Here is a 22,037-nt window from a genome sequence, read left to right as displayed (position 1 = left end):
ATTGGAGGAAGACCTCGTGCCGCTGGTTACGACGCAGAAGATGTACGTGGATGCTATGCGCGATGGATATGCCGTCGCAGGTTTTGCTGGATATAATCTGGAGACCCTTCGTGCTTTGGTTCAGACAGCTGAAGAATTGAGAGCGCCAGTGATTGTCCAAACGACTCCAAGTAATATTGAGAACATTGGGATTGACTATCTTGTTGAAATAGTTAGGCTGGCAGCGGAAAAAACGAGCACACCGGTGGCGCTACATCTCGATCATGGGGATTCCCTAGAACGGGTTGAGCAGTGTGTTAAACGTGGGTTCACGTCTGTTATGATCGACGGATCCGCACTTCCATATAACGAAAACCTTGAACTTGCTAAAGAAGCAGTAAAGATTGCGCATCGATTTGGTGTGTCTGTGGAAGCAGAGCTGGGTCACGTGGGCGGCGTGGAGGAGGAGCTTCTTCCTGAAGGAGACCATGCGTTCTACACCGATCCAGGCCTGGCAAATTCATATGTTCGCGATTCGGGGATTGACTCTCTCGCTGTTGCAATAGGAACGGCCCATGGTTTGTATCAAGGAGAGCCTCATCTCGATTTTGAACGCCTTGCGGCGATTCGCTCAAGTGTCTCAGTACCACTTGTACTCCATGGGGCATCTGGGGTACCTGATAACCTAATTAGAAATTGTATCAAGTACGGCATTAGCAAGATTAATATTGCAACAGAACTTAAGATTCCTTACGCAAATGCCCTTAGAACATTTCTACAGGAAAACCCTGATGAGGTGGATCCGAGGAAATATTTCAAACCAGGTTTACATGCTTATGTTGATGTAGTGCGGGAAAAGATTCGACTGGTCAATGCAGAAGGAAGATATTAATGGATCGCATCTTCGTGATAACAATGAATCCTGCCGTTGACGTTACTTACAAGATGAATCGTTTCTTACTGGGCGGCACAAACCGAGTTGCGGAAGTATGGCGTACTCCTGGTGGCAAAGGATTAAACGTTCTTCGTGTTCTTCACTCGTTGTCCATTCCCGCATCTGGTGTTGGTTTTTTAGCTGGAAAAGCAGGGGAATGGATGCTAGAGAGAATGCGAGAATTAGGAATTGACTTTGAGGGGGTGATGGTTCCAGGAGAAACGCGCTCCACCATCACAATGATTGGTGATGATTGTGTCACTGAGTTGTTGGAGCCTGGCCCAACGGTTTCTATGGAGAGCGCGAAACAACTACTTGAACATATTTTACAGTATACCCATTCAGGTGACTATGTGGTGTTAAGTGGCAGTCAGTGTAAGGGATTACCTTTAGATTTCTCTGCTGAGTTTGCCCAAATGGCAAAACGACGAGGATGTTTGGTTTGCGTTGATGCTAGTGGTGCAGTATTAAAGGAAGTGTTACGAGAACCACCGGATATCGTCAAAGTCAATGACTCGGAGTTTCGAGAATTTATAGGTGAAAAGGAAGATGCTTCTCTTTCAATATTACTAAGGTCAGCAGGTGAGCTTCTACGAATGGGAAGTCGACTAGTTGTTATTACGCAAGGAGCTTCTGGGAGCATTGCTGTTACTGAAAATGGAAAATGGATAGTGCAGGCGCCAAAGGTTCCCGTGCTGAATGCTGTTGGGAGTGGCGATGCTTTTTTTGCAGGGTTGATTGCTGGTTTATCCACAGGAGTTGCCTTGCAGGATGCGTTAGTGCAGGCGACGAGTTGTGGTGCTAGTAATGCAATGTTTTCACAGGCTGGCGTAGTTGAGCCGGACGACATTAACCGTCTTGCACAACAAGTCAAGATTCTTCCTGTAGGTTAAGCATTCAATATTGATTTCTGAAGTTTCAAGTCTTTAGAAAGGAGGGGGAATTGAATGCAGGATAGATTTGTGCTTGTGGGGTTGGATTATGGAGGGACTGCTATTAAAGCAATCGCTATAGATGAGATGGGCACAGTAATCGCTAAGGCTACAATCTCAAGAACAACGATTGCTTCAATGAGTTTTTCATTTTCTGGGCATTTGTTCGAGGGACTTTGTTCACCAGATAGCCTAGTTGATGCTGGGGTAACGTTGCTTCAGGAAATTCGTAGGGAAATCGGCCCCACGCCCATGTCTGTAGCGATCTCCGCGACAGGGACTGCATTAGTCGTGGTAGACAGTACAAATCGCGCTATTGTTCCTTGTGTTAATCATTGGGGAGTTCTCGCGGATGAATTAGATGACGCAATTCCGCTTGATCCTGATACTTATGCGAGGATATCTGGTTTTCCCAAAAAATACCATCCTCCGATATTTCAATTGGCTTGGATGGCTCAACAAGACACAATGTTTCGAAGGCAAGTTCATCGAATTATGTCCATCAGTGATTACGTTGCAAGTCGGCTATGTGGTGTGTTCGCAACTGAGCCGTCAACTGCAGCCGCATCTGGTGGCTGGGATCATGATAAACAAGCTTGGTCTACCACTATCTTGGAGGCAGCATCATTGTCTCGAGAATGGTTTCTGAATCCAGTATCCAGTGGATCTTGCTTGGGGCAAGCAGATAGTGGTTTTCATCTTGGGCAAACCATCGTAACAACTGGTGGTCATGATTATCTATGTGCTGGTTTATCGGCAAATACACTGAATGTACATGATTGCCTTAATGTGCTTGGAACTTGGGAAATGGTTGCGCGATTTGAGCCGGTGGAACATTGGTCAACTATTTCTAAGAGGGATACGGGGCCATTACTCCATGATAGACACGTTATTCCTGGCATGATTACTAGCACATTAGAATCTTGGTCTGCTGGACAACTTGAGTGGATTAAGAAACTGTTGAGAATTACTGGTGAGCATCGACTCCCTAATGAAGAAGAGGTTGGAATGCAGGCAATTCACGGAAGGTACTTCAAGCCTTTTTTAGGACCACAGTTATTTCCGTGGACGTGTCACGACGCTGCTTTGGTTGGTCTTGATAGCAATGTTGGATCGAACGAAGTTCTGCGTATGGTAATGGAGGCTCTTGCTTATATTGGCGCACGTATGATTGAGCAGTTAGATGTAATTACTGGTATTCCTAGTACGCGAATTATAGTCGGAGGTGGATCTAGTCGAAATCGTCTGCTTATCCAAATCAAGGCGGATATGCTTAACAGGTCGATTTTTGTACACAAGCAGGCTGACTTATCGACTATAGGAGCAGCATTGCTATCTGGTATAGGTGTAGGTCTGTACAAAGGATACCAAGAAGCAGCAATGGTGTTGTGTGATCAAGTTGAGGAAGTAGTACCTGATACTGAGCGGCACTTTAAGTACAGGGAACTGTTTGATTCCTTCCAGTGGGATTAATCATCATGACATGTTGTTTGTAAAATAGCTCTATTAAAGGAGATCTCAAACCTATGAAGAAGATTCGCGTAACTGTCATTGGCGCTGGTAGTGTTTTCACTCCTGAGTTGGTTCAATTACTACTAGATCGAAACCTGGCTGTTGAGGAATTAGTACTCATGGATATTGATCGTCAACGTCTTGATATCCTTTCTTCTTTTGCAGAAAGGCAGATTGCGCAGGCCGGCGCAAATACTAAAGTGAAGAGTGTAGATTCATACCGAGATGCAATTCCAGGAAGTGACTATATTTGCATACAGGCGCGAATTGGTGGCAACCACATGCGAACTCTGGATGAAGAGCTCGCTCGTAAGTATCATATCCCATTTGTTGAAACTGTCTCGATACCGGGACTAGGGGCGTTTTTACGGTCAGTACCAGTCTACGACGAGATAGCCGACTTGATTAAAGATCATGCGCCCAATGCGATGGTAATGAATTTCTCGAACCCTGCCGGGGCTCTAACGGCCTATCTACATGCAAAAGGTATCACGCAGGCTGTCGGAGTGTGTAATTCACCAATTGGATTTGCTTCGACAGTTGCTGAGCTCCTCAACGTGCCCAGTGAATCCGTTTGGATGAACTGGAAAGGACTAAACCACTTAACAGTTGTTGATCAATTGCTTGTTGATGGAAAGGATGTAATGACTGAAGTTATAGAGAAGGCTTCTGAATGGTCTTCTGGTTTTCCGTTTTCACGCAGCGTGATTGATGATACTGGGTTGGGATTGAGTAGCTATTTTCAGTACTATTTTCACTCGGGTAGACGCATGAGAGAGTTGCTGGAAAAAACAGTAAGTCGTGGACAAGAGGTTATTGATCTAGAAAGGAAATTGCTCACAGAATATGCTCGTCAGAATACGGTTTCCATACCGGACCTATTGAAGTCCCGCGGTGGATATAGATACTCAGAGGTCGTTGTCGACTTAATAGAGAGCATACTTACAGATAACCACAAGATTCACTATGTAAATGTTCAAAACAACGGAACGATTTCGGGATTGCCAGATGATACGGTGGTCGAGGTACCGGCCATTGTGGAAAATGGGGCAATTTTACCGCTTAAGACAGGGGAATTACCTGTATTAGTAAAACCTTTGGTTCTTACCATGGCAACGGTTTACAAGTATTGGGTATCTGCTGCTCTAGCGAATAGCCTCGCGGATCTACGCAGGTCGTTATTAATTCACCCGTTGTTTCCGGATGCAGAGCAATCTGAACAAATATTGGACGAATTCTTTGATTTGAATAAAGAATTTGTACATCCGTATTACTAAAGCCTGATTTCGATTGGGATTGTGCACCTAATTAGGAGGGATATGGATGAAAACAATAACGGCAAGGGTAGGTTTGTTATCCGTTAGTTTGGGTGTGGGAATGAGTTTTCTGGTAACTGGGTGTGGGACGTCAAAAGGATCGAACTCATCAGGTAGTTCGAAAACCAGTCAATCCATTACTACGGGTATTAACAAGGACTACTCAGGAACTACTATCACTGTTCTTTTACCACCATGGGGACAAATGCCGCAGTCATCCCTTGATGAATTTACAAAACAAACAGGCATTAAGGTAAAGATGGAAAGCATGTCGTGGGATAATATTCATCAACAAATCGTTACATCAGAAGCTGCACATATTTCCCCGGCCGATGTTACGGAGGTGGACTGGTCTTGGGTAGGCCAATTTGCCGACTCCGGTTGGTTTACGCCGCTAAATGATTATATGTCCAAGAAGGCGGTTCAAAATAATGCTGCAGCGAGCATATTCACAGTTAACAACAACTTACTTGCAATGCCATATAGCCTTGATTATCGGGTCGTATTACTTAATATGACCGAATTTAAAAAGGCAGGTATCAATACAGTACCAAAGACTTGGACAGATATATTAAATGATGCAAAGGAATTAAAGAAGAAAGGTATTGTGCAGTATCCGATCGCAGTGCCGATGTCCGTAACGGAAGCGTCAGCGGTCTCTTGGTTTGAACTAATCAAATCGGATGGTGGGCAATTATTTGATAATAAATGGAATCCGTTGTTTGAATCACAATCTTCAGCCGGAGCTCAAGCATTAAGCTTTGAAAAGAAACTGTACGATCAAAAATTGGTTCCACCTGGTGAAGTTACATTGACTGATGTTGAAAATGGTGATCTCTTTAAGGCTGGCAAAGCTGCAATTTCGCTTGAATCCAGTCCAGGTGGCTTGGCAGGTTATCTTGATCCAAAGACGTCAAATATATCAAAAGATGACATAGCTATGATTGCTCCGCCAGGCCAATCTCCCGGTCAAAGTGGTACATTTGGCCTTCCTGAAGGATTGGGTGTCCCGGCATTGTCCAAAAACAAGGGTGCAGCAGCCATGTTCATTAACTGGTGGATGCAGATGCCTCAACAAATTACCGCGTATGAAAACCCAAATATGGGAGATCTGCCGACTGAGAAGTATACATTACAACAATTGAGTAAAGATAATAAACTTGTAGATGGTAAGGATATCATGAGTACAGTTTCTAGTGTCAAGCCACTATTTCCACAAGGAACGCCTTCTTGGTATCCACAGTTTAGCAATGCAGCGGCTACAATGATTCAGTACGTTGTCGAAGGAAAGGAAACTCCTAGTCAATCTCTGAAAACGCTAGCAAAACAAGTAGATTCCTTCCGTTAAAATTCGTAAGAAACTCGGAGAAGGGGCATGTGGATTCCACTTGCCCTAGATGGTTTTTAAATATTGAAATAGAGGAGGTCGTTCATCTGTGAGTACAGTGCCGACGGGCAAATTAGATAGCATGAGATCTAGTAATAAAAAGCCTAGTCAAATAATAGGGTATTACTTTGTAGGTCCAGCTTTAATTATTATTGTGCCACTTGTTCTGTATCCGCTTGTCGTGAGTCTTATCGATAGTTTTAGAGTTGATAATTTGTTGCAGGCCAATAATCACAAATTTATCGGATTTGGGAATTACGCTGACGTACTGAAGGATTCGTTGTTTCTCCATTCAGATTATAATACGTTGGTATACCTTATCCTTACCACTGTGGGGTCGCTCATCCTCGGTTTAGTAATGGCCTTTTGGTTGAAGAGTATTACTCGTTATAGGGCACTTTTCTTAGTTTTAATTGTATTACCTTGGGCTGTTCCAGGAACTGTTGCGGGTATATTGTGGTCGTTCATTTACAATCCAACAACAGGGCTCTTAAACAGCATATTAATGACACTTCATGTCATAAAACAGAATGTTGTTTGGTTTAATGGGTCTTGGATTGGGCTGGTGCTGATCACATTAACATTGCTATGGCAAATAGCCCCAATTACAGCAATCATATTTTTGGCAGGGTTAGAAAGCATCCCTCCACAATTGTATGAATCCGCAGAGATTGACGGCAGCCGAACGGTAACGACATTTCTTCACATAACTTTGCCACTATTAAGACCCTCGTTAGCTATTGGTTTACTAGATGCAGGGGTATTAGGTATCGGCGTGTTTGATCAGATATATGTTCTTGCTGGATATTCACCAGGTACGAAATCGGCAGTGATGCAAATCTATTTATATGCCTTTCAAAACTTGAACTTTGGAGCAGGAATTAGCGCATCGATAGTGTTGACAGTTGTCACCTTGCTTATCAGTTTAATATATTTGCGCTTTCTTTATAAGGAGGTCGTCTACTAATGAATAAAGTAACACGTCGTATTCTACAAATTATCATTGGTATTGTACTTCTTTTTTGGTCACTGGCTCCATTATATTGGGGGCTGATTGTTAGTCTGTCAAATCCATCTGGATTACAAGCTGTTCCTCCGCCGATTATTCCGAAGCCTTTTACAATTTCTTATTACACTAGCTTATTAAATGGTCATTCTGCAGTTTCTTTAACATTTTTACATGAGTATCTTAATTCAGTCATCGAAGCCGTATTGACTACGGTGGTTACTGTTGCGATCGCTGCATTTGCAGGTTATGGGTTTATACGCTTAAAGTTTAAGGGATCGACGGCCATCTTTTTCGTAATTATTGGAACAATGTCTTTGCCGATATATGCAGTTCTCATACCTTTGTTCCAAATGATAACCAACATGGGATTAACAGATACTTACTTTGCGATAGTGGTCATTAATTGTTCGGGAAGTCTGCCCTTAGCAATATGGCTCATACGGAGTCACGTGGCGTCACTGCCTGTGTCAATCGAAGAGGCTGCCCGAATCGATGGTGCAAGCAGAGGTAAACTTGTACTGCGGATTGTAATACCCCTTATTGCCCCGGGCATGGCCTCGACATCTATTGTCGTGTTGTTGACCTCGTGGTCATCTTTTTTAATACCTTTAGTATTTGCACCAACGCCACAAGCAATGCCACTAACAGTCTTGATTACCCAATATGCAACCAAGTATGCTACAAACTATGGATTACAGGCTGCTGCAGGAATTCTCGCCTTAATCCCTCCGATTATCGTAGTGGCCTGGTTTAATCGACATTTGATTCGCGGCCTTTTGGGAGGGTCTGTAACTTCTTGATGGACAGTGTAACTTCATACTATCCTCCTTTGTCAGTGTCAAATCTTAGTTGGGGTTAGTAATTAGGGGCTGCTGAATGATTTAAGACGCAGCCCTGAACATATGAAATTTCATGTCCAGGAGTCCCCGACAAAATGGGCTTTCTGTGGCGCTGCATGAACTTGGACAATTGAACGTCCCCTGTTTTCCCTTGATTGAATGAAGAACTTTGCGTTAAGGCGTCGTGTACAGACGGGTCAAGCTCTTCCTATTGGACAAGCAAAGTTTAAAAAGAAACTAACTCATAATTCAAACCACAGCTTATATCTCACCGGAATTTATGGTCTTCCTATTTTTTAAACAAGTATCGGTTTGACTGGTAGCAGTCCGCGTTTTAGGTATTCACGATTGAATATCTATCGACGACAGGTAGTGAATACTTGAGTGAATTTGTTCATGATTTTCTCATCGTATATATATGATGTGCCGATAGAGACGTCCATATTGCTCATCGAGAGTCTGCAGAGCAGATTTGTGACTTTGTTGCGCAAACTGGGTCCATCCGATTTCCAGCGGACAGTTTCGACCCCAGCATACGGGGACATGACGCTGGATTCAGCGCTGCAGCGGTACGAATGGCATGGGCGCCATCATATCGCGCACATCACTTCATTGCGCGAGCGTATGGGGTGGTCATAAAGGTCGTGCGCATTCTGCTGTGCCGATGCCTCGGTGGATGATACGGGGACAGGCGCGTGATAGCGTGATCGTCAATGTAAATTGGTGGGGCGTTGCCGATCACGCTGTTTCACGAATACCGAGTAGTATTACAAATGTTGCGCCAATCCCGCATCCAAGATGACAGTTGCTTTAAATAAATCGCCGTCCACTTCCAGATTCAAGTCCCCGCCGTGGAGATCGACAATCGACTTGGCAATGGCCAGTCCGAGCCCCGAGCCATCCGTATGGCGGGAGGCATCGCCGCGTTTGAAACGTTCAAACAGCTCGTCGATGTTGTCGCTCAGCTCATATTTGGTGATGTTTTTGAACGTCATCTCGACCTTGTCCTCGGTTGTGGCGATGGAGATGTAGACCCTGGTATGATCCAACGCGTATTTCAGGATGTTTCCAATCAAATTATCAAACACCCGCCATAACTTTTGCCCGTCGACAACACAGTAAATCGGCGTATCCGGCTTTGTGACGCGAAATTGCAGTGTGGACTGGCGGATCATTTCATCGTGTTCTGCCAGTGCTTGTTCCAACAGTTGGCCCATGTCGACTTTTTCTTTGGCCAACTCGATACTGCCGCTCGCCATTTTCGATATCTCAAACAGGTCGTCAATCAGCACTTTCAGGCGCTTTGATTTGCGATCAATAATCTCGACATAGGCATCGCGGTGTTCGGCGGCGAGTTCAGGGGTCTGCAGTAATTCCGTATATGTGATGATGGATGTCAACGGCGTGCGCAAGTCGTGGCTGACATTCGTGATCAAATCCGCTTTGAATCGCTCGCTTTTTGCTTGGGCTGCCTGCGAAGTTTCCATGCCTTGTTTCAGTGCGTTCACATTCCTGGCCAATGTGGCCATCGTTGACGCGCCATGGATGACGAGGTCTGGTTGGATGTTTCCTCGAGCGAGTTCGGTGGTATGCAAGACGATACGGTTCAGATGGCCGACCCGCCTGCAGATGATGGTCAGCGCAGGAATGGTCACTATGATGAACAGCGGCACATAGACGACGATGGTTGGCGGTGAGATACACACCACCAAGAATCCAAACCCGGATGCAAAGATGATGCCCAGCAACAACAGCACCTGCACACCATTGCTACGACTTAAGAAGGCATCGTGAATCGCGGTGCGTGTCTTGTAAACCACGCTGTTCCTCCAAGATGTCTGCCATTCGTCATGATTGTAAAATCTTTGGAGGATGCAGTAGGCTTGGGCCATGGTCAATGCAACGAGGATGGTGCAAGTCACCAGGCTTCTGACATGTTGTAAAAATTCATAATAGTAGTCCAGTCCGATATCCGTCAGCTGGGAAATGGTGTATATACCAATGATAGTGATGATGGCAAAACTGATGTCGATAGGAATTTGATTGTAGTATTGCTGCCACTGCCGCATATCCAGTGACTCAAAGATGGCCACCCGCTTCAGTACGAAAAGACTGAACAGCAGGGCGCCGATACTGCAGATGATATACAGGTACAACGACAGTTGGTTTGCGTAATCGTGGTGAAACAGGAAAAGAGAAATCCCACTCAGTCCAAAGGTGAACAAGAGCAGCCAACCACAGATGATGATTCTACTTTTCAATTTTGTATCCAATGCCCCATACCACCTTTAGATACCTTGGATTTTTCGGATCGATCTCGATTTTTTCGCGGATCTTGCGGATATGCACGGCGACGGTATTTTCGGCGTTGAAACCAGGTTCCTTCCACACGCGCTCATAGATTTCCGCTATCGAAAACACACGCCCTGCGTTGGTCATCAGCAACTCGACAATCTTGTATTCAATCGGAGTTAATTTCACCACTTCACCGTTTACCGCGACCTCTTTCGCCGATGAATCCAGTGTCAGGCCGTGCAGTTCAATCACCTTGTCGTTGCCTTCATAAGTGCCAAGCGTCACATATCTGCGAAGCTGTGATTTCACTCTGGCGATGAGTTCTAGTGGATTGAATGGCTTTGTGAGATAGTCATCTGCGCCAATTTGCAGTCCCAATATTTTGTCGGTGTCTTCGCTTTTTGCGCTGAGAATGATAATGGGGATGTTCTTCTCCTCACGAATTTTGAATGTCGTTTTGATCCCATCCAGACGTGGCATCATGACATCCAATATGATCAAGTGAACATCACATTCGTTTAATTTTTCGATGGCCTCTATGCCGTCTTTTGCCTTGATGACGGTGAGTCCCTCGTTTTTCAGGTAGATCTCGATGGCATCGCGCAGTTCCTTTTCATCGTCGACGACCAAGACAGTGTGATTGTGCACGGTATACCCACCTTTTTCATGGCTTGCTGAGGATAGTGTAGGCCAAAACTATGAAGAAGAAGGATACATGAACCTTAAGATTCTCTTAAATTCAATCGGATTCTCCTATATTTTAACCATATATCGGTTGGTGGCGCTTTGGATAATGGTGGGGAGATGGGGCGTTACAGTTCGTAAATGAGTTCCGTGCATTCACGTATCGATTCATTACATCGTCTTCCTTAGTCCAAGAACTTGGTTAGATTCACGGAATGAACTTGTGCCGTAATACTATTGAAGCCCTCTGCTGCCATGGCCCAAAATATTTCAGGGTCTTTGAACGAGATCCTACTGACAACCCGATGGATATTTAACTCTTTCATGCTGACCAGTGCAGTTTGAAGTAATCTTCGTTTGTCTGACTTGTCAACCGGGGATTCGGGTTTAAAAATCAAGCCAAATGCCAACGCATTATATTCATCGTACTTATAAATTACCTTGTAAGAAGCTATTCCTTGTATTTCATCTGAACCCGGCTCTTTCAAGGTAAGGATGACATGATCTGGTGCGCCAGATTCGCCATCGCTCAAATATTGTTTTCGAAATAACTCGGCATCCAGGGGATCATTGGCAAGCAAAATCTGATGGATATCCGACAGTTCTAGAGCGGGATTATGTTCAATCCGACTCGTGTCCAGCTCAGTGGGAGGATCCCATTTCCATAGATTCATGTTTGTTGAGGTATAAATATACTCGTCCGGAATGAACCCCAGTCTCTCCCATAGCGTGATCATTGGGCTTCGTATCTGACCGAAATTGATATATTCCCTCAGAACGATCCTCGAACGTCCTTGTCCTTGGACCGCATCCATGCATAGATGTAAAAGACTTTCCAAAATTGATGCGTCTGTATCTATAAATCCACAGACAAGTGATGCCTCTTGCCGCTCTTTAGGGAATCTTACACCCATGAACGCGACGATTTCCCTACCTTTCAGTGCCAGGAATCCCGCGTTGTTCTCAAAGTACTGCTCTCGCAAAAGCGCTGGGGTGTGCCCGCCAAAGGACATAGGTGTGGATGGATGATAGATTCGAATGGTCTGATTCAACAGTTTTAAGACGGCTCCATAGTCATCGTTGCCGCTCAAGGGCCTGACATGAAATGCTCTTCCCATATCAAACGCCTTCCTTTCGTGTTTGGTGTATTACTAGTGTCTCGAATGGGAAAGCGTCCGTCCATACTGACTATTTTTTAAAATAATTTCGTGGATCAAGTTTCCTCTCTATCAGAGTGATGGACTTTTTGAATTTTTCCCGACGCAAGGCAGGTTTATATCGACAATATTCCAGGATTTAGTTAACATTAGAGTAACACACGACTTATTGAACGGGGGACAAATAGTGACTGAATTACTGAATGATTTTAGGGACTTTTTTAGTCATTATCAGTCAATTTGGAACAGATGCGACACAGATGGAATATCCGATGTTTGTTCAACGGATTTACATGTACGGTGGGCGTATCCTGGTAATCAAATATCCGACTGGGGATACAAAGAGGCTTGTGAGGGCTGAGGTCAAGCCTTTCGTTCTTATGCAGGACGCAATCCAAAGTGGACATTCCATGAGATGTCTTTTACAGCCATTAGTTAGAATGAAGTATTGGCTTTGTTTTGGGTGACGTTTGAGATGGACGATAGACCTACTGAAGAAGCAAACATGTTTGTGGAAACCTTTTGCAGAGAAAAATCGGGATGGAAATTGATTCGAAGCTATGTTGAATCTTCGATATCTAAAAAATTTGTTGGGTTATAACATTCGGTAGTGATGAATTAAATATCTTTAAAACAATGACGCTTATAGAAGGACTTAGGTGCCGTAATGAACACATATGCTCAACAATACATTTAAGATACAAATCCATCAGGCATAATCACACCCATAGTCTAGTATCTAGTGGCATCTAATTATAAATGTTCAGTGTTGACAAAGCATTTTAATACATATTTAATATATATTAAATATAAATTTAGAGTAGCTAGTCGTTTCCCTTGTAATAACGGCCTCGTGGCACGAGTCTTGGTAAGGTGGCCGGAAGGTACAGCTTACGTCTTGAAGTTCACATCAGAAAAGTCAGTTGATTTAGAAAACGCGTGGAGGTGACCCACATGTTGGATCCGGTAGTCGAGCCCGGTGAGTTGACGGAGTTGGATCGATTCATTTTTGAATCGTGGGGTTATTTCATTATTCCCGATGTTCTAAACCAAGATGAAATTCGTTCTGTTCTGGAGGCGTCACAACGATTGCATTCTGGGCACAAGGGGGTATTTCAGCAGGTTGGGAACGGATTTGAGCGCGAACCGTCCATTGAGCGCCTGCTCGACCATCCTGCAGTGCTCCCCAAGGTTCGAGGGCTGTACCAATCGGACAATGTCATTGTCCAGGCTGCGTGGTGTACATTGCAGCCAGCACATGGAAAGACGGGTGGATGGCATCAAGACGGATCGAGCGCATTCGATTTTCGGCAGCTAGGTTACCCAATCCCGCTTCTACAGTTGCGGGTGTCGTACTTGCTCACGGATCAAACTCGACCTGGGATGGGGAATCTGGAGTTGATTCCGGGCAGTCACAGGAGCCGTGTGCCATTGCCTGAGCACGTGCGCACGGAACACGCAGAGACGCCAATCAGTCATATCGTGTGTGCTCCAGCGGGTTCCGCGCTGGTATTTCACAACGCTGTTTGGCACCGGGCTTATGAACACAATGAAGACTATGATCGGTACACCATGCACTTTGTGTACAGTCCACCGTGGATGCGATACGCTGACCGTTTCGAAAACACAGAAGCGTTTTTAGCGCGTACAACACCGGTTCGCCGCGGGTTGATGGGTGACCTGAGCAAGCCTGATGCGGCCTACGCTGGCGGTTACCATACACCACCCTATCTTCCGTGAATCTTACAGTGTTTCGGATGTTGGCGCTTACAGGGGGCGCAGATAGTAAGGCATTTGAATTGCCTACGGAGGCATTTGAGCATGGTCAGTTGAGGTTTTTCTAAGAGATAAGGCTGATTTGGAGGAATTTGAGTGGCAAAAATTAAGGCAGTGCGCTGTATTCGGACGAGACGGAATGCCAGCTGGACCATCGTTAAGGTGGAGACAGACCAACCGGGTTTATATGGGATCGGCTCGGCCAGTGACGCGTATAATCCGAACGCAGTCGTGACTGTTGTGGAAGAGTTGCTGGCTCCGCAGTTGATTGGGAAGGATGCTGGCCACATCGAGGATCTCTGGCAAGCGATGTATGCGAGCGGCTATTGGCGCAATGGTGCGCTGGTGAATACCGCTATCAGCGGGATCGACATGGCGCTGTGGGATATCAAGGGAAAGGAGGCGGGGATGCCGGTCTACAAGCTCTTGGGCGGTCCCTGCCGCTCAGCTGCGCCCTGCTATGCCCACGCCAGCGGCCGCGACATCAAGGAGTTGGAGGAAGACGTCCAGCGCTATATCGATGAAGGATACCAGGTGATACGGTGCCAGATGGGCCAGTACGGCGGCGGCGGTTTTCTCGACGCAAAGCACGCTGTGTTGCCCGACAATGCATGGAGCAACCAACATGTGTTTGATGAGGAATCATACCTCATCAACATTCCGAATATGTTCGAATCGCTGCGAAGCCACTTTGGTCCGAAGATCAAGTTCACCCACGATGTGCATGAGCATTTGTCACCAACTGCTGCGGTGGCGTTGGCAAAGCTGTTGGAACCCTATCGCCTGTTCTTTTTGGAGGATGTATTACCGCCGGAGCAGATTCACTGGTTTCGACAATTGCGCCAACAATGCAGCACGCCACAGGCCATCGGGGAACTATTCGTGAATCCGCATGAATGGACCACCTTGATTAAAGAGCAGTTGATTGACTTTATCCGTCTCCGCGTTTCCAAAGCGGGTGGTATCAGCGCGTGTCGCAAGGTGGCCGCTTTGGCTGAAGCATTCGGCGTTCGGACGGCATGGCAAGAGGGCGGAGACAACGACCCCGTCAATCAGGTCGCCTCGCTTCATCTGGACCTCGCCGTGTGGAATTTTGGCATCCAGGAGGAGAACCACTTCCGGCCCGAGGAACTGGAAACTTTCCCAGGGCACGCCATCCTAAAGAATGGGTACCTGTATCCCAGCGACCAGCCAGGGCTTGGCATCGACATTGATGAGGAAAAAGCGTCGGCGCTAATGGACGATGAGAGACGATTGCACAAGTATCACAGTCCTTACCCGATTGACCGGAAGGCGGACGGCACCGTTGTTCGGCCCTAACTGAAGCCACAAAACGAAGGTCGACGGCAAGTAGTGGCATTAAACGATGGAGTGGTGGACAGTGAGTGTACGCAGAGGGTTGTACCACGGATTCGAGACCATTGACGTAGAGTGGATGGATTACAAGCTGTCGATCGCGCCGTCAATTGGCGGGCGAATCATCAGTTACTCGTTCCAGGGGATGGAAGCGTTTTATGTGATGCCTTCCCTTGAGGGGAAGTTGTTTGACCTGTCTCTAGGGGACGGCGAATCCATCGAGCAAAAGCGAATGGAACTGGGCATGAAATTGTACGGCGGCTTCAAGACGTGGCTCGCGCCGCAAAGCCGATGGCAAAGCGCCCCCTATATGGATTTGGATCTTGCTGAACACACAGCCGATTGGATAGAGGAAGGCGACACGGTCACAGTGACGTTGGAGAGCCCGGTCTGTCGCGAGACAGGCGTGCAGTTCGTCCGCAGAATCCGCGTTGCCTTAGACTCGCATGCGGTGTACGTGGACATGGGTATGCGAAATCAAGGCCGAGAGCCCGTGGAGTTCGGGCTGTGGGATGTGACACAAGTGGTGAGTCCGGGCAAGGTTTATTTTCCGCTGGGGTCATCCATGGGACTGTCTTCGCTCTATACATTTGAAAGGCCAATGCCTTCATGCGCGCAGGTCTTTCCCAACGGCGTTGCAAGCGTTGACTGCAGCCCAAACGACGGTGTTTACAAGATTGGGACAGCGTACTCAGAGGGCTGGATGCTGAACACGATTCAACATCCCGACGGCGCCTTGGGTTATCTCAAACAGTTCGAAGTGTATCCTGACGCCGCATTCGGGCACGGGTGCGCCGTTGAGGTGTACAATTCCGAAGACTATCCGTACTATGAGGCGGAGATTCATGCTCCCATGATGACACTGATGCCCAGTGACGAGTTTTTCACGACACAGGTTTGGTCCCTGTTTCCAATGAATGCGGCATCTGCCTCGGATGTGAGATCCATCGTGGCCAAGCATTTGGTGGACACGCTCCCGGTGTAGTTTGCCCGAACAACGGATCGTATGCGGCCATGAGCTTATTGTTAGGCATCACCGGGGCCATCTACCGGAAGCCGATCTCTTTACGCTCGGTGACGCATCGTTTCCCGGATTTAACTGGGATGTACTTGTAACAGTTCATAAACAAAGAAAACAGCCCCGCAAATTCTCTGCGGGGCTAGCATGATTCAAAACGGCATTCGCTCTCCATCAATTGTGTAGTGATGCTCATCTGCCCAGTCAACAATTCCATCCCAGAAATCTCCACAGGCTGTCATTGTCTTTGAATGTTCAGCCAATTCTCCACTCATGACGAGCTCTGCGACTGTATCGAACCCATGTGGGCGATTTGGCAGTGCCAGCGCCTCAGGCAGAACCTTCGCGCCTGTGGAAAAGAGGCTCTGGTTGTGTAGCCCAACCAACATGGCGCCGTAATGCGCAATCTGCATAGCCAGGTAGGGCAAGTAACTGTATGGACCATTGGGGCGTAGATTCCGCAACTTCCCCATAAACTCATACTCATTTATCAGGACTTCATTTATCGCGCGGTTGAAATCTGATTGTGCGGGGGACTCAACCGCAGTCCGCAAGTCGTGGAAAAAACCGTCGGGATCGTACAAGCTCAGTGTGGAAAAGTATGCACCGTGCGTCAACGGCCATCTTCCTTTAACCGTCGCGGCGTTTTTCAGCAGGATGTTCGCGCTATAAACATCCACCTCTGCCCTCCAAGGGCCTGCCGACCATTCATAACAATATTCCACTGTCTGACCGGAATCGTGTAAAACGCAAAACATCTCAATGTCCGAGAAACAGCCATCCGTTCCTTTGGCCACAGAGCCATAAACACCAATGGCTTGAATTTTGCTCCCATATACCTCATGTAATCTCTTGGCAATTTCACGGCATGTTTGCAGTCTTTCACTGCGTGAAATCGCCTTTGGCCCGCTTATGTTCATCCGTGTGCAACCCCCTCGTAATGTTAGGTAAGCAGTCACGAGCGATGAACGGAGGCCCTCTCGCTTAGCGGGGGATTTTCGTCTTTGACATGAGTGATCCTCCTGACATAATACGCTTTCATCAAACATACGCAAACGATGTTGCTTTCGCAAGTAAGAGAAGGGCTACCGTGTCAGCCGTATAGAGAAGCATAGAAAACCAGGCTATTAGGCGCTGTGCTATGATGGGGACATGGACATGGCGGAGATGAAATCATGTTTGGCGCCAGTATACCAATTAAAGATTCTGATGCGAGCGGTGCAGTGAACATTGGGATCGCACAGAAAGTGGACGTCAAAGACTCGTTGGACTACAGTTGGTTCATAATGATATTGTGAACAGTTGGCGAGTGGTATACTGACAAAAACAAAACCAATCCAACTGGATGGTGGGTGAAGACGGTGTTCGCGCTCACCTGAGGTTTGGTATGCATAGAAACAACTCCGGCGAAAGGTTGATACGATGCAGAACACGTCAATCGCTTCCGACTTTATTCGGGAGATCATCAGTGAGGATTTGAAAACACATAAAGTCACAGAGGTGGTGACTCGCTTCCCACCAGAGCCCAATGGGTACTTACATATCGGCCATGCCAAATCCATCTGTATCAATTTTGAGATTGCTAAGGAATTCAACGGCAAGACCAATTTGCGTTTTGATGATACCAATCCGCTCAAGGAAGACGCCGAATATGTAAAGGCGATACAAGAGGACATCAAATGGCTCGGGTTTGAATGGGACGGGCTATTTTTCGCTTCTGATTATTTCGAGGAGATGTATCAGCGCGCGGTATTGCTGATAAAAAACGGCAAGGCATATGTGGATGATCAATCTGCAGACGAAATTCGCCAGGCCAGAGGCACCTTGACAGAGCCGGGGCAGAACAGCCCATGTCGCACGCGTTCGGTTGAGGAGAATCTCGATCTCTTCAAGCGCATGCGCCATGGGGAGTTCAAGGATGGCGAAAAAGTGTTGCGCGCCAAAATTGATATGGCTTCACCAAACATCAATCTGCGCGATCCGGTGCTCTACCGCATCTCTCACGCGACACATCACAACACAGGTGACCAGTGGTGCATCTATCCGATGTACGCGTTCGCGCATCCGCTCGAAGACGCGATCGAAGGGGTGTCCCATTCCCTTTGTACACTCGAATTCCGCGATCAACGCCCTTTGTACGATTGGGTGATTCGCGAATGCGAGATGCCGCATGTTCCGCATCAATATGAATTTAGCAGATTAAGTCTCACCGATACGGTCATGAGCAAGCGACTTTTTCGGCAGTTGGTGGAAGAAAAGACGGTCGATGGCTGGGATGATCCACGTATGCCGACCATTTCGGGTCTGCGCAGACGTGGGTTTACACCGGAATCGATTCGGGCGTTTGTGCGCGAGTTGGGCATCACGCTCGGCGGTGGTGACGTGGATTACCGGATGCTGGAGTACTTCATCCGTGAGGACCTCAAACTCAAAGTGCCGCGCGCGATGGGCGTTATCCGACCGCTCAAGGTCGTTATCACCAATTATCCCGAAGATCAGGTGGAGATGCTGCCAGCGGAAGTGAATTCGGAAGTGCCGGAGATGGGGATGAAAGAGATCCCGTTTTCACGCGAGATTTACATTGAGCAGGAGGACTTCATGGAAAATCCGCCGCCGAAGTATTTTCGGTTATTTCCCGGGAATGAAGTCCGCCTGAAGAATGCATATTTTATCAAGTGCAATGATGTCGTGAAAGATGAGGACGGCAATGTAGTGGAATTGCATTGCACGTATGATCCCGAGACCAAGAGCGGCAGTGGATTCACAGGGCGCAAAGTCAAAGGCACCATCCATTGGGTCGATGCAAAGCGCGCCATCCCTGCGGAGTTCCGCTTGTATGAGGCGCTGCTGACACCGGATGAAGGGGACGGGCGCGAACTGATCGACCGGGTCAATCCTCATTCGCTGCAGGTGGAACATGGGTACATTGAGCCAGATTTGCAAATGGCGCAGCCGCAGGACAAGTTCCAGTTCTTCCGCCACGGTTATTTTAATGTAGATCCGAAGGATACAACGCCAGATCACAAAGTGTTTAACTTGATTGTCGCCTTGAAAAGTTCGTTTCAGATTAAATAACGATTTATGCAAATGGCGAGCCGCCCTTGGCTCGCCATTTGTTTGTCGCAAAGGGGCTGGGGAACATCAGGGCATCTCTCGCCTGTTCCCACCATTATTCAGCCTGCACGTTTGCCTGATAGCGGTGGCGTATCGCATGTAGGATGCAAAAGATCAGTAAGAACAGAGCCAGCAGCGCTGCGGCAAAAGCGAGCATCAGCCAAAGCACATGGTTTGGCGTGAGGCGATCCATGGCGTATCCGATGACGGCAGGAAACACAGCCCCGCCGATTCCGGCGAACGCGGTGACGGCGCTGGTCACCGTGCGCTCCATGCCAGGGAACGTGTGATTGGCGTACACCATCGTGATGGAATACACCGCGGACATCGCGAGTCCCAAACCAAACACCGTGGCGTACGAGGCCCATGGACGGTGGAGCTGTGTCAAAAGCAGAAAGAACACGATGCACAGGGAGATGCTCCACAGCAAATACCGCTCATAACTCACGCGGCGGACAATCCATGCGATGGCGATCCGCCCGCAGACCATCGCGATCCAAAAGGTCGTTGAACTAAGCGATGCGAAATAGGGTCGGACTTTCATATATACAGTGAAAATCGTCGGCATAAAACTGTTCAGACTGCCCTCCACGCCGACATAAATGAAAATCATCAGGAGAAACAGAGCGAGTACGCCGTATTTTGAGAAACTTCCCTTGAATACAGGCGGATCGGCCGTGCGGGCGTCCATTTGTCCTTCGTCTGCCGTCGCTTGCAGCGAAACGGAAATCGTCTGCCAGAAGATGGCCAGGAAAAGGGCGAAACCACCTGCCACTAAAGAAGTGAGACGCCAGCAGTGCGCTGCGATCAGTCCGCTCGCAATTGCGGGCATGCAAAGCGCGCCACTGCCGAAGGCGACCTCCAGGCGGCTCATGAATATCGCTCGTCTGCCTGCAAACAACTCCATAATATACGATGCCACTGCTGTTTCTAGCGCTGATGCGCCGATGCCGTTTAAAACGACGAGGATATCCACCCAGAAGAGCCGCGGCAGAAACAAAATCACGGTCTGCGCAATGGCAACCGCGAGCGCCGACGCAGAGAGGATAAACCGATAGTGGTATCGCTTCATGCAGCTTGCAGTCAGCGGAACGCCAATGATGAAGCCAATGGATTGAAGCAGGATGAGAAACCCGCCCATGGCATAGTTCACATGATAGTGGGCCAGCAGTTCAGGCATAATTGCTCCGAAGAAAACACTGGTGATGCCACCGAGAAAGTACATACCGTAAGATGCCCAAACAAAACGCTGCAACCAGATATCCCCCTAGTCCGCCATACCCGTGCTACATCTTGCACCAGCAGCAGCATCAAAATGCCAGGCACTTGAGGCATCGCGAATGGTCGGTGTTTCTCCACCAACTATACTATAAATTCAGACATAGGCTGTATGCTCACTTACCGTGTGTGGCAACGGCACAGTTTGAACTTTACTTTAGGTAACTAAGTGAAGAACGAGTAACCATAGCAAAGAGATTTCACTACTTACAAAATTGCAAAAACAGTACTATGGTACAGAGGATGAATGCAACTTTAGCGGAGAGGACTGTGAAAGCGGATGCGTATTGATTTATCAGGTAAGATTGCCATCGTCACAGGCGCAACTGGCGAGTTAGGACGCGTAATGGCGCGATCCCTAGCGCAATGCGGGGCTGATGTCGCCGTGCATTATATGCAAAACGCCCAAAAGGCGAAGGAATTGGTAGAGGAACTTCAAGCCACGGGCGTTCGCAGTGTAGCTGTGCAAGCAGATGTCACCAATCAGGATTCCATTTCGCAAATGGCCAAGACGGTGCAAGCGGAATTGGGCGATCCCGATATCGTGATCGCCAACGCTGTGATTCAGATTCATCCTTGGTCGAGTGTGCTGGAAGAGGACCCGAGTGATTACGAGAGCCAGTTTCAGTCATGTGTCATGCAATCTGTCTATTTGGCCAAGTCGTTCATTCCCGGCATGGTGCGCAAAGGCGGCGGGCGCTATATCGCCATCAATACCGAATGCGCCATGGAAGCTGCAGCGAATTCTTCGGCGTATGTGGCCGGCAAGCGCGGCTTGGATGGCATCGTGCGGACGTTGGCGCGGGAAGTCGGAAAGCATCAAATCACGGTCAATCAAATTGCGCCCGGCTGGACCGTCAGTGAACAATACTACGATGCGCCGGAGGATCATGACGCCGGATACCGTGCGACGGTGCCGCTTGCACGGCGGGGGACGGATCAGGAAATCGCGAATGTGGTGGCATTTATGGCCTCTGATTTGGCTTCGTTTATCACGGGGGCGTATATTCCGGTTTGTGGCGGGCGGATCATGCCAGCCATCTGAGTTTTGGTCAAATGGCGTGCCGATTGGCGCGCCATTTGGCTATCGCATTCAAAATGTCTAGATATGGGGCCATAGCCCGCAAATACTAGACTGCGCTTTGACCTTCTGTTAATCTTTTTGAGAAATGGCTTACCAATTGCTGCTGTGGGAAGGAGCGTTTTCACTCCATGCCGGCAAACTTGTGATGGTTGGATTTTGAATAGCGCGTAAAATCGTATCCTGTTTTTTTGTGTCGGAGACACATTCCAGGGTAACTGCGCCTATTTTCAACCATACAAGGGTGCGAGCAATAGCGGGGGAAATGCAATCACTGCGCGGTGTATCTTTAGAGATAATGTCTTTTTATTGCGGGATCACACCAGTGCATTTGTATCAAATTCCCACACTTTTATCCGTATTTAGCCAC

At 47.5% G+C, this 22,037-nt stretch carries 18 protein-coding genes; 13 read left to right on the top strand and 5 right to left on the bottom strand.

Going from position 1 to position 22,037, the window contains the following annotated elements; all coding sequences use genetic code 11:
• Nucleotides 1–16 precede the first annotated feature (16 nt).
• The 8 genes from ACFSB2_RS14595 (at nt 17) to ACFSB2_RS14560 (ending at nt 8,547) form a co-directional block, all read left to right on the top strand.
• Nucleotides 17–871, top strand: a complete 855-nt coding sequence (locus ACFSB2_RS14595; RefSeq protein WP_377943809.1) for a class II fructose-bisphosphate aldolase — start codon at nt 17–19, stop codon at nt 869–871.
• Nucleotides 871–1,806: a 1-phosphofructokinase family hexose kinase gene (locus ACFSB2_RS14590; protein WP_377943808.1), complete on the top strand. Its 936-nt coding sequence runs from the start codon at nt 871–873 to the stop codon at nt 1,804–1,806. Before ACFSB2_RS14595 ends, ACFSB2_RS14590 begins: the two co-directional genes overlap by 1 nt.
• 54 nt (nt 1,807–1,860) lie before the next feature.
• Nucleotides 1,861–3,318: an FGGY family carbohydrate kinase gene (locus ACFSB2_RS14585; RefSeq protein ID WP_377943807.1), complete on the top strand. Its 1,458-nt coding sequence runs from the start codon at nt 1,861–1,863 to the stop codon at nt 3,316–3,318.
• A 53-nt stretch (nt 3,319–3,371) separates the two neighbouring features.
• Nucleotides 3,372–4,634 (top strand): family 4 glycosyl hydrolase, encoded by a 1,263-nt coding sequence (locus ACFSB2_RS14580; protein WP_377943806.1) that lies wholly within the window; start codon nt 3,372–3,374, stop codon nt 4,632–4,634.
• A 46-nt stretch (nt 4,635–4,680) separates the two neighbouring features.
• Nucleotides 4,681–6,021 (top strand): ABC transporter substrate-binding protein, encoded by a 1,341-nt coding sequence (locus ACFSB2_RS14575; RefSeq protein WP_377943805.1) that lies wholly within the window; start codon nt 4,681–4,683, stop codon nt 6,019–6,021.
• A gap of 88 nt (nt 6,022–6,109) precedes the next feature.
• Complete coding sequence (locus ACFSB2_RS14570; protein ID WP_377943804.1) at nt 6,110–7,027, top strand: carbohydrate ABC transporter permease; 918 nt, start codon at nt 6,110–6,112, stop codon at nt 7,025–7,027.
• On the top strand, nt 7,027–7,869 hold the full coding sequence (locus tag ACFSB2_RS14565; RefSeq protein ID WP_377943803.1) for a carbohydrate ABC transporter permease: 843 nt from the start codon (nt 7,027–7,029) through the stop codon (nt 7,867–7,869). Before ACFSB2_RS14570 ends, ACFSB2_RS14565 begins: the two co-directional genes overlap by 1 nt.
• Nucleotides 7,870–8,292: 423 nt before the next feature.
• Nucleotides 8,293–8,547, top strand: coding sequence for a DinB family protein (locus ACFSB2_RS14560; RefSeq protein WP_377943802.1), 255 nt, complete (start codon nt 8,293–8,295; stop codon nt 8,545–8,547).
• Nucleotides 8,548–8,675: 128 nt separating this feature from the next.
• Here ACFSB2_RS14560 and ACFSB2_RS14555 read toward each other — a convergent pair whose 3' ends face one another.
• From ACFSB2_RS14555 to ACFSB2_RS14545, 3 genes are all read right to left on the bottom strand, one after another.
• Nucleotides 8,676–10,181, bottom strand: a complete 1,506-nt coding sequence (locus tag ACFSB2_RS14555; RefSeq protein ID WP_377943801.1) for a sensor histidine kinase — start codon at nt 10,179–10,181, stop codon at nt 8,676–8,678.
• Complete coding sequence (locus tag ACFSB2_RS14550; RefSeq protein WP_377943800.1) at nt 10,159–10,851, bottom strand: response regulator transcription factor; 693 nt, start codon at nt 10,849–10,851, stop codon at nt 10,159–10,161. The genes ACFSB2_RS14555 and ACFSB2_RS14550 overlap by 23 nt, the downstream gene beginning before the upstream one ends.
• Before the next feature lie 221 nt (nt 10,852–11,072).
• On the bottom strand, nt 11,073–12,005 hold the full coding sequence (locus ACFSB2_RS14545) for a hypothetical protein (protein ID WP_377943799.1): 933 nt from the start codon (nt 12,003–12,005) through the stop codon (nt 11,073–11,075).
• Nucleotides 12,006–12,998: 993 nt separating this feature from the next.
• On the opposite strand from ACFSB2_RS14545, the gene ACFSB2_RS14540 reads away from it, so the two are divergent.
• From ACFSB2_RS14540 to ACFSB2_RS14530, 3 genes are all read left to right on the top strand, one after another.
• Nucleotides 12,999–13,784, top strand: coding sequence for a phytanoyl-CoA dioxygenase family protein (locus tag ACFSB2_RS14540; RefSeq protein WP_377943798.1), 786 nt, complete (start codon nt 12,999–13,001; stop codon nt 13,782–13,784).
• A gap of 132 nt (nt 13,785–13,916) precedes the next feature.
• Entirely contained in the window at nt 13,917–15,140 is a 1,224-nt protein-coding gene (locus ACFSB2_RS14535; protein WP_377943797.1) for an enolase C-terminal domain-like protein, read from the top strand.
• A gap of 61 nt (nt 15,141–15,201) precedes the next feature.
• Nucleotides 15,202–16,161, top strand: coding sequence for a DUF4380 domain-containing protein (locus ACFSB2_RS14530; RefSeq protein ID WP_377943796.1), 960 nt, complete (start codon nt 15,202–15,204; stop codon nt 16,159–16,161).
• A 185-nt stretch (nt 16,162–16,346) separates the two neighbouring features.
• Here the strand turns inward: ACFSB2_RS14530 and ACFSB2_RS14525 are convergent, their stop codons facing one another.
• A complete protein-coding gene (locus ACFSB2_RS14525; protein ID WP_377943795.1) occupies nt 16,347–17,114 on the bottom strand; it encodes an ANT(4')-I family aminoglycoside nucleotidyltransferase in 768 nt (255 codons plus the stop codon).
• Nucleotides 17,115–17,616: 502 nt separating this feature from the next.
• Here ACFSB2_RS14525 and ACFSB2_RS14520 point away from each other — a divergent pair.
• On the top strand, nt 17,617–19,269 hold the full coding sequence (locus tag ACFSB2_RS14520; RefSeq protein ID WP_377943794.1) for a glutamine--tRNA ligase/YqeY domain fusion protein: 1,653 nt from the start codon (nt 17,617–17,619) through the stop codon (nt 19,267–19,269).
• Nucleotides 19,270–19,363: 94 nt separating this feature from the next.
• Here ACFSB2_RS14520 and ACFSB2_RS14515 read toward each other — a convergent pair whose 3' ends face one another.
• Entirely contained in the window at nt 19,364–20,563 is a 1,200-nt protein-coding gene (locus tag ACFSB2_RS14515; RefSeq protein ID WP_377943793.1) for an MFS transporter, read from the bottom strand.
• Between the two features lie 303 nt (nt 20,564–20,866).
• Between ACFSB2_RS14515 and ACFSB2_RS14510 the strand changes: the two genes are divergently transcribed.
• Complete coding sequence (locus ACFSB2_RS14510; protein ID WP_377943792.1) at nt 20,867–21,631, top strand: SDR family NAD(P)-dependent oxidoreductase; 765 nt, start codon at nt 20,867–20,869, stop codon at nt 21,629–21,631.
• Nucleotides 21,632–22,037 lie beyond the last annotated feature (406 nt).

The organism is Alicyclobacillus fodiniaquatilis, assembly GCF_042678105.1.
GTDB classification, from domain to species: Bacteria; Bacillota; Bacilli; order Alicyclobacillales; family Alicyclobacillaceae; genus Alicyclobacillus; species Alicyclobacillus fodiniaquatilis.
Note: the sequence above shows the minus strand (reverse complement) of the source record. Positions and strands in the feature narration are given on the sequence as shown.